Below are 12,911 nucleotides of genomic sequence, written 5' to 3' on the forward strand. Positions count from 1 at the left end.
CGGCTGCAACGGCCGGATCCGGCAGAATCCGGCCTTACCACCCTGGGACTGATCGAAAGTGCCCCAGAGCTGATCGAAGCCATCGTAAGGGACTAACCAGAACGGGGGTGGTACTACCCCGGAAACAGCTGGTGCGATAGGAGGAAAGTGCCGGCACGGCGAATACCATCCATAACACGACAGCCAAAGTAACGGATACACAACAATCCGATCATCTTTGGCGATCCTGCTCACAACGACGGGCGAACAGCGAAAGAGTTCACGGTTCGTCCGGAACACACGAGGACGGCGGTGACAGCGCGGCTGGTTGTCACCAAGCAGGTCGGAGCGCACGCGACCGTCGCAATCGCCCGCCACCGCCCCGCGGGTGGCGGGCGAGACCAGGGCCCTCGTCCGCGGGGACGCTCAGCGGACGACGAGCATCGGGTCCTCAGGATGGTCGATCCACACCGCCGGAGCACCCGGCGTGACCACCGGCAGGAGCCGGACCCCCCACGGGAGCTGCGCCCCCTCGAGGGTGACCTCCATGGTCCACGACCCCGAGCTCGGAGCCGGCTGCAACTCGGCCAGCACCTGTCCCTCGGCCGGCGACCCGGGCGGCTCCTCGCCGGGCCGCGCCAACAGCACCAGCCGGGGGGCCGGCCCGGTCGCCCGCACCTGGACGCGCAGGGTCCGCCGGCGCCACCCCGCCTTCGACACCGAATAGGTGACGGACGTCAGCTCCGCCGGCGGTGGCACCGGCACCGGCGGCTGGAGCTGGGCCGGAGAACCGAACGGCGCGGGCGGCCCGGGAACCAGGGCGTGGCCCTGGGTCTGGGCGGGTGCGGGGGGCGGCGCGGCGAGCGTGCCGGGGCCGGGTGCGCCGGGACCGGCCGGCGCCACGGGGTGCACGCCGACGTCGGGCGTCGCCGGACCCGTCCCCATGCCGGGGTGCGCCCCGGACGTGGCGGCCGCCGGTCCCGACCCGGGTGCGGCGGCGCCCATCGGGTCCGGCATGCCCATCGGGTCCGGCATGCCAACCGGGTCAGCCGCGGGCCGCGGGCCGGCGGCTGACCACTCCTCGTGTCCCGGACGCTGGTCCGCCCCGGACTCGTCCGACGCCTCGGGCAGCGGCATTCCCACCGTCGGCGGGCCCACAGGGCCCCCGCCAGTCCCCGGCGCGCCGCCTCCGGCGCTCGGCCCGCCGGGCCCCGCCGGACCGCCGGGGATCGGAAGGGCACCTGTCGCCGGCGGAGGGCCCGGCACCGGCGACACGCCGGGAGCGGGCTGCGCACCCGAAAGCGGCTGCGCACCCGAAAGCGGCGGGGCACCCGTGAACGGCTGGCCGCCGGGAAAGGGTTGGGCGCCGGTCACCGGCGAAACGCCCGGGGACGGCAGGACACCCGATACAGGCGGACCGACCGGAGACGCCGGACCGACCGGAGACGCCGGACCACCTGGGGACGACGGACCGACAGGTACGGGAGCTACGAGCGGAGCGCCCCCGGGCGCCCGGACGGTCTCCGGGGACGGCATGACGTCGATCATGACCGGCCGGGCGTCCGCGGACACCGCGGGCAGTGGTGGCCCACCGGCCGGCGGGCCACCGCCATGGCCGGGAGCGGTACCCCCGTGGCCCGGCGGGGCGGACTGCGCGGGACCGAGCCCGGCGCTGGCGGGATCGTGACCACCGTTGCCGGGACCGTGACCACCGTTGCCGGTCGGGAAGTCGGCGATGCCGGTGGTGAACTCGGAGACGTCATGCGTCACCACCGGGAAGCGGTGCGGAGCCGAGCGGCCGAGCACACCGAGACCACCGACGACCGTGACCGGGGTGTAGATCAGCTCGCCGGTGCCGGGAGCAAGCGGGACCGCCGCGTCCCGCAGGTGGCCCTGCCGGCTCGCGCCGACCAGTCGCAGCGGTGGTGTCAGCGCGGCGAGCGGGACCTCGGCGCCCTCGCCGCCCAGCAGCGCCAGCGGGCCGGAGCTCGGCTCGGGCCCCCGCCCGAACTCCCCCGCCCCGACCGACACCGCGCCGGCGCCAAGCACCCCGGTGCCGTGCCCACCGGAACCGTGCCCACCGGCACCGTACGCACCCACGCCATACCCACCGGCCCCGTTCGCACCGGAGCCCGACCCGTCCGCACCGGGACCACCCGGGTGGAGAGCGCCGACGGCGCCGCCGGACGGGGGGACGGCCGTCGCGTAGACCCGCACCTCGGCCCCGGAACGCGGCGTCCACCGCAGGGCGACCTGCCCGTCCTCGGCGCCGACGACCAGGTCGGTGACCGGTCGCGGCCGGGTGAGCAGGCCGAATTCGGCCCGCGACCCCGAGGTGCGGGCGGCGCTGCCGTCGACGTCGGTGTACTCGACGAACACGCGGTAGCGGTAGCCCACACCGGGCAGCACGTCGGAGTCGAGGAAACTCCCGCCGGTCACCCGGGCCCGGCGCGGCGGGGCGGAGACCGACGAGTCGGGATCGACCGTGCGCTCGATCGTCACGGTGTCGGACGGCCCGCTCGGCCGCCAGGTGAGGCGGACCCCGGTCGGGGTCGCCTCGGCCCGTAGGTCGGCGACGTCCCGCACGGCGATGACCGGCGCGGTGCTGACCGGCCGGGAGCGCCGCTCGCCGGAGAGCGCGGTCACCTCGTGCCGGACCGGCGTCCACGGTGGGGCGCCCGCGTCGGCGAGCTCGGTGGAGCTGGTGGTGCCCAGGCCGCGCCGGGTGAGCTGCCCGGAGCCGGGGTCGACGGCGACCCGCTCCACCCGGTAGGTGACCGGGCCGGCCGAGGCGGACGGCCGCCAGCGCAGCAGGACCGCGTCGTCGGCCAGCACGGAGGTCAGATCGGTCGGTGGCTGCAGCGGCAGAGCAGCGAGAGCGCGCAGCGCGTCCGCGCTGTCGACGGCGGTGGCGAGCACGGCGACCAGCGCGGCCTCCTGCTGCTCGGACGGCAGGCCGCGGGCGGCCTCGACCCGGCGCCGGATGACGGCCTGTTGCGCGGTCAGCTCGCCGAGCACCTCGGCCGGCGGGCGGCCGTCCGGCCCGGGGACGTCCGCCGCGCGGGCGACCAGCCAGCGGGCGCGTTCCACCGCGGCGTCGGAGCGCAGGGTGGAGCGTTCCTCCGCCAGTGCCCGCCAGCCCGCCTCGGCGGCGCCGAGCCCGGCCCGGACGAGCGACTCCAGCTCGTCGGCGGCCTCCGCCGTCCCGTTGCCGGCCCCCGAGCCGGCGGCCGCGACGGCCGCGCGCACCCGGGCGAGGCCGTCGCTCGCCTCGCGGGGGCGGCCGGCCTCCAGCGCCTGGCGCACGGCGGCGAGCGCGTCGCCGGCGGCCCGGACCTGGCGCAGGCTGTACCCGCAGCGCCGGCAGGTCACGGCGGCGGCCTCGGTGAGCGAGGCGCACCCGGGGCAGGTGGTGTAGAGCCCCGCGTCGCAGTACCGGCAGGTCCGCGAGCCGCCGACCGGCTCGGGACGTCCACAGCCGGGGCACAGCACGTAGTCGACGGCGCCGCCGGTGCTGACCGCGGCGCCCAGGTTGCGGGCGATGCCCAGGATGACCGTCTTCGCCTGCTCGGCGCCCAGCCCGCGGCCGGCGGCCAGGGCGGCCCGGACGAGCCCCTCGTAGGCGACCGCCGTCAGCTCGCCGTCGAGCACGACGTGCTCCTCGACGATCGGGCGGAGCTCGTCTGCGACATCGGCGAGCAGACCCGCGGTGTACGCCGCCGGGTCACTCTCGACCAGCCGGGAGCGCACCATGGCCAGCAGGTCGGCCGTCAGCGTCTTCTCGCGGTCGTGCGGGCGCCGGGCGTTGCCGGCCGCCACCGCCTCCCAGGCGGAGCGGATGCGGTCCGGCCCGGCGTCGGGCGGCAGACCGAGGAAGTCCCACAGGGAGGCGGTGCCGGCCCGGTCTCCGCCGCGCAGGACGCGCAGGTCCTCCAGCCGCTGCCGGATCTGGCTGCGGACCTCGGGGGCGAGCGCCTCGACGCCGGCGCCGCCGCCGTCCGCGATGATGACCTCGCGGCCCAGCCGGGCGTCGAACTCGGCCCCGGTCACCCCGGCCGCGGCCGCGAGGCGGCGCAGGCCGGCGACCCTGGAGGCCGGGATGCCACCAAAACGATCACGCAGTGTGACGAGGTAGCCGTCGACCTTGGCGAGCCGCTCGGCGTCGCCGTTGCGCCGGGCATCGAGGACGGTGTGCCGCAGGCGGGCCCGGGCGTCGCCGTCGAGCAGCGGCGCCTCCCACTCGCCGCGGCGGCGCACCAGCTCGGTGGCCAGCGCCGCGTACTTCGCCGAGTTGCGCTCACGCTGCAGGAACGCCATCACCCGGGCGAGCTGCGCGGCGACCTCGGAGTCGGTGTGCTCGAGCAGCGGATCAAGGTCCGCGACCAGGTAGGGGTCGGCCGTGTCCACCGGGGTCCGGGCACGCAGCGGCGCCAGGACCCGTCGCCGGTAGCCGCTGCCGTCGAACGCCGCGCTCACCGTTTCACCCTCGTTCCGCCACCGCCCGCACGCCCGGGCACACCCGCTCCAGGTCGAGGGTACGGATCTCGGCTCGGGCCGCGGTCACGGTGGTGCTCATCCCCGCGAGCACCACCGCCGCCCCGACGGAGATCAGTTCCGTTGCTTGAGGAGATTGACCTTGGCCGATTCCTCGGTCTTCATGCTCTCGCTGCCGACCCCGGCCTTGACCCGCAGGACAAGCGGCTCGGAGGCGCCCACATGGGTGGCGGTGACCTGGATGGTCTGGTCCCGGCCCATCTCGAAGGTGACCTCGACCGGTGTCCCGCGGGGATGACCGGCCGGGATGCCACTGATCGCGCCGGCCACGATCACCTTGTTGTCCTCGATGCGCGTCGACTCGACGCCGGTGCCCTGCTCGAAGACCCGGATGTCGACCTCGGACTGGTCGTCGGAGATCGTGTAGAACGTGCGCTTCACCTGGATCGGCAGGGCGTCGTTCTGGTGGGCCAGAAATGCCGCCACCGCGCTGCCGCGATCTTCCGCGAAGATCCCGAAGCCACGCGAGGTGACATCCGTCACGCGGGTGCGCACGAGGTCGACCACCGACGAGGTCGTCAGCCCGGCGGCGGACGCGCTCGCGGCGGCGGCGACCTCAAGGTCACCGGTCGCGGCCGCGTCGAGCTGCTGGTCCGGACGCAGCCGTCCGCTGGCCACCAGCTCCGCGCGGACCTCGCGCTCCAGCGCCTTCTTCTGCCCGTAGACCGCCGCGCCCTTGGCGACGGCGAGGTCCGGGTCGACCAGCCGGCAGGTGAGCCCGAAGGTCTCCCCCAGCCGGCGGGCGACCGCGGGCAGCTTGCTCATCCCGCCGACGAGGAGACAGAGGTCGATCTTGTCGACGCCCTTCTCCTTGGCCCGCTGCAGGACCGCGCCGGTGAGGTCGATCGTGCGCTGCAGCAGCGGCCCGGTGATCTCCTCCAGCGTCGCCCGGGTCACCGGCACGCTGCTCCGTCGCCCGCCGTGCATCACCAGGACGTCCACGCTCTCCCGCCCGGACAGCGCGAGCTTGGCGTCCTCGGCCGCGGTGAGCAGCTCCTGCTCGTCGTGGACGTCGTCGAGCGGGTCACCGGCGTCCGGCTGCTCCTGGACGAACTTCTGCGCCAGGTAGCGGACGATCTCGTTGTCCCAGTCGGCGCCGCCGAGCTCGTGGTCGCCGTCCGTGGCCACCACGGTGATGTCGTTCTCGCTGAGCCGGATCACCGTCGTGTCGAACGTGCCGCCGCCGAGGTCGTAGACGAGCACCGTCGAGGTGGACTGGCCGTCCTGGGCGAACCCGTAGGCGAACGCCGCCGCGGTCGGCTCGTTGATGATGTCGACGACGTTGAGGCCGGCGAGCTCGCCGGCGAGCTTGGTCGCCTTGCGCTCCTCGTCACCGAAGTAGGCCGGGACGGTGATGACCACGTCCGTCACCGGGGTCCCGGTCGCCCGCTGCGCGTCCGCGGCCAGTGCCTTGAGCACCAGGCTGGACACCGACGCGGCGCTGTACTCGACGTCGTACGCCACGAACCGCCAGTCCGAGGCGCCCATGTGCCGCTTGACGAGCCGCGCGACGTCGTCCGGGCGGATGCGCGCCTGACGCTTGGCCTGGGTGCCGACCACGAACGACGTCGAGCCACCGCCGCCGGACGCACCGGCCACCGCCCCTGCCGTGCCGGCCGTGCCGCCTTCCGCGCCGCCCGGGCCACCGGCGGCCACGCCGTCGAAGAGGACCACCGAGGGGGTCGTCGGCTGTGACTCGATGTTGCGGATCACGTCCGGGCGGCCGTACTCGTCGACCTGGGCGATACACGAGTAGGTGGTGCCCAGGTCGATTCCGAACACCTTGGTGCCTGCCACCGTCTGATCTTCCCTTCACCTGACGACTGCTGCGGCCGGCAGACCACGACCGGCGACGCCCCCACCCGGCCGGCTTACGTGCCACCGGCTCCGCCGCCGGCGGCGTGCGCGCCGGCATCTGCCTCATGATGATGACGCGCGCGTGCCGGGCCGTCGGAGCCGGCCGTCCCCCGGGCCGTCCCACCCCGCCGGAACGCCCGGTCGGGACGCCTGGTCAGAAGGCCCGGTAGACCTCGGTCTCGGCAGGTCGGACGACCATGGACTCCCCGCGGACGAAGCCGGGACGAACCGTCCGGGCGACCGTTCCCTCCAGCGCCGGATCGTCGGTGCCGACCCGGCGGACCCCCAGCGACCGCCCCGGATCGAACGGGTCGCCGGCCGCCGGCGCGTAGGGACGGACGTCCGCGGCCAGGTCCAGGATCTGGAGCAGCTGCTTGCGCAGGATCCCGGCGACGCTCTGGGCGTCCTCGGCACCGAGGCTGCTCATCTGGTCGTACAGCCGGACCAGCCCGCGCAGCAGCGGGGTCATCGCCTCGGTCAGCTCACCGCCGCGCAGCCGGCCGTTCTCCGCGTGCAGGCGGTCGACCAGCTCGGCGTCGTGGCGGCGCAGGCGGACGAGCTCGTCCACCCGATCGGCGAGGCGTTCCAGCACCTGCCGGTCGACCAGCGCCGCGGCGGACACGTCCACTCCGGCTCCGTTCATGACGGCTCCGTTCAAAGCGCCGTCCACGGCGGCGGCCGGCGGGGCCTCGTCCGACGGGACCGCGCCGGTCACGGCCGGGCCATCGGTGTCCCCCACCGCCAGGCCCACCGGGACCGCGGCGGACGGCACGACCCCGGCACCCACCGAAACGGCGCCCGCCGGCCCAGCGCCGGCTGACCCAGCGCCGGCCGGAACGGTGCCGGCCGGAACGGTGCCCGCCGGCATGGTCTGCGCGGGCACGGCGTCCGCGCCCGATCCGTCGATCACGTCCGCGTCGGCCGGCCGGCCGGTGCCGTCGAACGGCCCCCGCTCGAAACCGAGGCCGAGGCCGGTGCCCGGCGGTGGTGCGCCCAGCGCCTGCGCGCCGGCCCCGTCCGCCGTCCTGCCGGTGCCTGCCTCGTCTCCTGTCAGGAGATCGTCTCCCGTCAGGAGGTCATCGAACGCCACAACATCATCGGAGGCCGACAGATCACCGGACGCGACGACGTCGTCGGGCTCCAGCAGCTCGCCGGACGCCACGACCTCGCCCGCCACGACCTTGCCCGCCGCGCTATCGCCCGCCGCGGCATTGTCCGGCACAACACTGCCCGGCACGATGTCGCCCGCCACGACGTCGCCTGTCGCCACGACATCGCCGGCCGCCACGGCGTCGTCCGCCAGGTGGCCACCCGGTGTCGGGAGGTCACCCGGCACGAGGACGTCCACCCGGTCCCGCGCGGCGAAGGCGTGCTCCGCTGCCGGGTAGTTCCCGATCGGGTCCCCGGCGTCGTCGAGCTGGCCGGGGACGCGGCCGGCGGGGGCGTCCCCGGCATGCCGGTCGGACGCGCTCCCGCCGAGGATCTCGTAGTCGAGCAGGTCGAACTCGTCCCGACGGCTGGCGGGACGGGCCCCCGTCGAGTCCCCGCCGTCCCCGGCCGGGGCGTCCGGCATGCCGGCGGGCTCGGTCGACTGGCGCACGTAGCGCCGGAAGAAATCAATCTTCTGCGCGGGCATCGGCGGCAGCTCGGCACCGCCGCGATCGCCGGCTCCGTCGTAGCCGGCGGCGGCTGTGTACTCACCGTCGCCGGAGTAGCCGGTGTCCCCGCCGTAGCCGGTTCCGCCGCCGGGCGCGAAAGCGGTGCCGCGGCCGGCATCGGCCTTCGCCTCGTAGGCGGCGCCACCCGCGTAGCCCGCATCATCGGTGTAGTCGGCGCCACCGGCGTAGGCGGCGTCGCGCCGGTATGCCGGGCCGTCGGGGAAGTCGCCCTCGCGTTCGTACCGGTCGGACCCGCGGGCGTACGGCGCGGCATCCGGGTAGCCCTCGCCACCGGCACGCGGGCCGTCCCCCGAGTACTCCTCGTCACCGGCGAACGTCGTGTCCCTCGGGTACTCCGCATCTCCCGAGAACTGGGAGTCGCCCGAGAACCGCGGGTCGTCCGAGAACTGGGAGTCGTTTGAGAACCGCGGGTCGTCCGGGTACCGCGCCTCCCCCACGAACCGCGCGTCACCTTCAGTGAACCGCACGTCACCGGAATACTCGGCGTCGCCGGAGTACTGCGCACCGGCCGGGTAATCGGCCTCGGCGACGTACTCCGGCGTACCGGGGCCGTCCGGGACGAACTCCGGGTCGCGGGCGTATCCCGGCGTGCCGGCATACGCCGCGGCACCGCCGCCGTCCCCGGCGTACCGGGGCTCGCCCCGGTAGCCGCCGTCGTCGGGATAGCCGCGAGCGGCGTTGTAGCTGGTCCGGCGCGGGAGCGGGGGCTCGCCACCGCGGATGTAGTCCGCCTCGCCTGTGAAAACCGCCTCACCGGGGAAGCCGGGAGCGTCGGCGAACCCGTCACCGCCCGCGTACCGCGGCCCGCCCGGGTACCCGGGACCGCGGTCGTACTCGCCGTCGGCGGTCTCGGGCCGCCGGTAGCCGTCGCCCGCGTACCGGTCCTCGCCCTCCGGCCCGGACTCGTACGTGCTCTCCTCGTACCCGCCGCCGGCGTACCCGGGGTCGCCGTAGGCCTCGTCCGGGTAGGCGGAGCGGTAGCCCGCCTCCGGATCTCCCTCGCCGCGGTCCGGTGGGCCGTACCCGGCGCGCTCGTAGGTGTCCGGGGCGAATCCGCGACCGCCCCCGGCCGGCGCGCCCGCGCCACCGGAGTCGGAGCGCTCGCGCCCCGACCGGCCGCCCGGCAGCCGTGACACGTAGCCCCTGGGACGGAGGTACTCCCCGTCGCCCGGGTCGGTGCCGTCGTCCGTGTCGTACCAGGCGGACGTCCGCTCCGGCCCGTCCGACCGGGGCTCGCCCCGATCGTCCTCACCCTGCTCCCGGGTGTCGGGCAGCTCCTCGCCGGGCAGGTCCTCAGGGGCGAACCAGCGGTAACCACCGGCGCCGCCCCGGCCCTCGCCCGCCTCACCCGGGCCGCCGGAGCGGCCCGACCGGGAGGAACGCCGTGGCTGGAACATGGAGTAACGCCCCTCCCCGTCAGGCGGCGGCAACGGACGGGTCATCCCGGTGCGTGGGCCCTGATCACGACTGATTCCCGGCTACTGCGGACAGCCTGCCCGGTTCCGGCGTTCCACTCAACTCCGGGTCCGCCCCTCGCACCGCGGGACGGGCCGCGGTGACCGGTCACTTGCGGCCAGCGGTCCAGTCCAGGCCCCACGAGTACGCCTTGTCCAGCTCGCGGTGTCCGCTGACATACCGGACCTCCCGGCTGACGGAGAAGTCACCACCGGTGTTCGTCAGCAGCGCGATCGCGCACATCCGGGCGCCGCCGGCCCGCTCGTCGAGGCGGACCTCGATCGGCGCGCCCTGGGCCGGGGTCAGCGTCACCACGGCGTCGGCCTGGTCGAAGGAGGCCACGCCCTCGTAGATGAAGGCGAAGACCAGCAGGCGACGGATCTCACCGATCCGGGCGAGGTTGACGTGCAGGTTCTCACCGCCGGTTGCGGCCCCGGTCCGGTCGTCGGCGTCGAGGTTGACGTACGGCGGGTTGTCGAACGAGCCGAAGGCGTTGCCGAGCGCCTGGACCACGCCGGAACGGCCGTCCGCCAGCTCGAACAGGCAGGCCAGGTCGAGGTCGATGCCGCCACTGCCGGCGCTGAGCACCCGCTTGAGGAAGCCGCCCTTACCCCCGCCGCCGCCGCCGGTCCCGGTCTGGTTCCAGTTCAGGTTGACGTGCAGCCGCCCGCCGCCACCCTGCTTGCTCAGCGACACGGTCGGCGTGGACTTGGTCAGCGTGACCTTGCTCAGTGACACCGGCGGCCCCGCCGCCGGTGCGGCGGGTCGTTTGCTGTAGTCGATGCCCATGTTCCGCTCCCTTGCGGTCGGTGGGTGATGGCAGTGGGTGACGGCGGTGGGGTGGTCGGCGGTGAGATAGGTGGTGGGTGGTGGTCGGTGGTGACGTCAGCTCCGGGTGCCGACGACCGGCGCGCTCTCGGGATCGCCGGCGTCCCCGGACTGGTCACCCGCGGCCGCGTCGTCCCCGCCGTCGAGGTTCTCCTGCCGCTCCTTCGAGCGGTGGCGGATCGAGGACAGCAGGGCCAGCCCGATGAACGCCACACCGATCAGCCCGGTGACGATCTCGTGCACCTCGGTCTCGATCGAGACCGCCAGGATGACGGCGAGCGCGCCGATCGCGTAGTGCGCTCCGTGCTCCAGGTAGATGTACTCGCCCAGTGTCCCGCGCCGGACGAGGTACACCGTGATCGACCTGATGTACATGGCGCCGATACCCAGGCCGGCCGCGATGATGAAGATGTTCTGCGAGATGGCGAACGCCCCGACGACGCCGTCGAACGAGAACGACGCGTCGATCACCTCGAGGTAGAGGAACAGGAAGAAGGCGGCCCGGCCGGTCGCGAGGACCACGTCCGAGGTTCCCGTGGTGCGACCGGGTGCCGTGGTCTTCCCCGCTGCCGAGCCGTCGACCCCGGCCTTCTCGTCCTCGTCGTCCTCGTCGTCGTCCGCGCCGATTCCGCGGGCCTCGAAGAACTCGCCCAGCCCGCGGACACCCAGATAGGTGGCGAGACCGGCGACCCCCGCCGTCAGCACCTGCTGGGTGTGGTCGCCGGAGAATGCCTCCCCCACGACCAGCAACGCGACGAGCCCCAGCACGACGGACACGACGTCGAGCTGGCCGGCCCGGCGGAACGGCTCCTCGATGCGCTTGATCCACTGGATCTCGCGCTCCGGGTCGAACATGAAGTCAAGGAAGATCATAAAAAGGAAGATCCCGCCGAAGGCGGCGATCGAGGGGTGCGCGTCGTGCAGCCGGGCCCCGTACTCCTCCTCGTGGTTCAGCGCCAGGTCGAAGACGTCCACCGGGCTGAGATGCGCCGTCAGCGACACGATCACGATCGGGAACAGCAGCCGCATCCCGAACACGGCGATGATGATGCCGACGCTGAGGAAGATGCGCTGCCAGAACTCGCTCATCCGGCGCAGGATCGTCGCGTTGATGACCGCGTTGTCGAACGAGAGGCTGATCTCGAGGACGGCGAGGATGGCGACGATCGCCGCGGCGTCGCCGCCGCCGATCACACCAGCCCCCGCGACCCCGATCACCGTGATGGCGAGGGACCAGCCGAAAATTCGAAGTGCGTGCACTCCTTGAAACACCTCCCGGACCGGCTCACAGTGCTTCGACAGGCGTTTACGGACGAGCTCCGCGGTCCGTACGGAACCCACCACACACAACGTCACACACTGTCGCCGACCGCTGCGTCCAGCTCACCGGGCGGTGTAGGTCCCGCGGTCGAGCGAATCGTAGCCAGGTACGGGTCACTCGGCACGACCGAAACCCGACAGGCACCCACCTTCCCCACCGTCCGTACACGGCTGGATCCATCGGCGCGGACGCGTCGCAGGGGGCCGGCCCGTGACCCGCTCGAGCTCCCGGCCGGGGCCCGCCGGCGGAGCCGGAGTCGATGCCGGGGTCAGCGCCAACGCCGAGGATCACCCCGGGACCAAGTCGTCCCGGGGTGATGTCGCGCACGCGGACGCGAACCGTCAGACGTTCACCCCGTAGTCACGGGCGATTCCCGCGAGGCCGGAGGCGTAGCCCTGGCCGACCGCGCGGAACTTCCACTCCGCCCCGTGCCGGTAGACCTCGCCGAAGACCATGGCGGTCTCGGTCGAGGCGTCCTCGGTGAGGTCGTAGCGCGCGATCTCGGCCTGGCCGGCGGCGTTCACCACGCGGATGAACGCGTTTCGCACCTGCCCGAAGCTCTGCGAGCGCGAGTCCGCGTCGTAGATGGAGACCGGAAAGACGATCTTGTCGATCTCGGTCGGGAGGCCCGCCAGGTCGACGTTGATCTTCTCGTCGTCCCCCTCGCCCTCACCGGTGAGGTTGTCGCCCTGGTGCTCGATCGCGCCTTCCGGGCTCTTCAGGTTGTTGAAGAAGATGAAGTGCCCGTCCGAGACCACCTTGCCGTCCGCCCGGCACGCGATCGCGCTGGCGTCCAGGTCGAAGTCGGCGCCGGTGGTCGTCCGCACGTCCCAGCCGAGACCGACGATGATGTTCGTGAGACCGGGCGCCTCCTTGGTCAGCGACACGTTGCCGCCCTTGCTGAGGCTGACTCCCACTGCTCCTCCAGGTTCGGTGTTGTCGGATGCTCGCCGGGCCGGCTTCCCGGCCGGCCCGGCGCTGTCGCCCGCGCGCGGTGGTCGCGCCGGGGGCGGCGCGCCGCCCCCGGCCGCCCAGGGGTCCGGGCGCCGGCAGCGTACTGCGTCACACATCACGCCCCGGGCCCTCGCGGGTCCGGTGTGTCCGCCTCGGACCCTCGCGGGCCCGGTCTGGTCACCTGCGTCACATGTCCAGCCGCGCGCGAGCCGGCGGGACCTGCCCGGCAGCGACGCGTGCCCCCGGGCAGTTGCCGGCAGCCACCCGCACCGCCACTTCGCCCG

At 73.9% G+C, this 12,911-nt stretch carries 6 protein-coding genes; all 6 read right to left on the reverse strand.

Going from position 1 to position 12,911, the window contains the following annotated elements:
* Nucleotides 1-405 precede the first annotated feature (405 nt).
* The 6 genes from E0504_RS37015 to E0504_RS37040 all read right to left on the reverse strand — a co-directional run bounded on the left by E0504_RS37015 (nt 406) and on the right by E0504_RS37040 (nt 12,590).
* Nucleotides 406-4,455 (reverse strand): zinc ribbon domain-containing protein, encoded by a 4,050-nt coding sequence (locus E0504_RS37015; RefSeq protein ID WP_131626769.1) that lies wholly within the window; start codon nt 4,453-4,455, stop codon nt 406-408.
* A gap of 132 nt (nt 4,456-4,587) precedes the next feature.
* Complete coding sequence (locus E0504_RS37020) at nt 4,588-6,330, reverse strand: Hsp70 family protein (protein WP_112109413.1); 1,743 nt, start codon at nt 6,328-6,330, stop codon at nt 4,588-4,590.
* A gap of 214 nt (nt 6,331-6,544) precedes the next feature.
* Nucleotides 6,545-9,466 carry a hypothetical protein gene (locus E0504_RS52620; RefSeq protein ID WP_243657789.1) on the reverse strand — a complete coding sequence of 974 codons (2,922 nt, stop codon included), beginning with the start codon at nt 9,464-9,466 and terminating at the stop codon, nt 6,545-6,547.
* Nucleotides 9,467-9,632: 166 nt separating this feature from the next.
* Complete coding sequence (locus tag E0504_RS37030) at nt 9,633-10,313, reverse strand: Tellurium resistance (protein WP_112109412.1); 681 nt, start codon at nt 10,311-10,313, stop codon at nt 9,633-9,635.
* Between the two features lie 96 nt (nt 10,314-10,409).
* Nucleotides 10,410-11,612, reverse strand: a complete 1,203-nt coding sequence (locus E0504_RS37035; RefSeq protein ID WP_071065999.1) for a DUF475 domain-containing protein — start codon at nt 11,610-11,612, stop codon at nt 10,410-10,412.
* A gap of 402 nt (nt 11,613-12,014) precedes the next feature.
* Nucleotides 12,015-12,590, reverse strand: coding sequence for a TerD family protein (locus E0504_RS37040; RefSeq protein WP_020458691.1), 576 nt, complete (start codon nt 12,588-12,590; stop codon nt 12,015-12,017).
* Nucleotides 12,591-12,911 lie beyond the last annotated feature (321 nt).

The sequence above is a fragment of the Parafrankia sp. BMG5.11 genome (assembly GCF_004337455.1).

What these genes read in the sequence shown, in the direction of transcription:
- E0504_RS52620 (WP_243657789.1), bottom strand. Translation starts at nt 9,466, where the DNA reads ATGTTCCAGCCACGGCGTTCCTCCCGGTCGGGCCGCTCCGGCGGCCCG.
- E0504_RS37030 (WP_112109412.1), bottom strand. Translation starts at nt 10,313, where the DNA reads ATGGGCATCGACTACAGCAAACGACCCGCCGCACCGGCGGCGGGGCCG.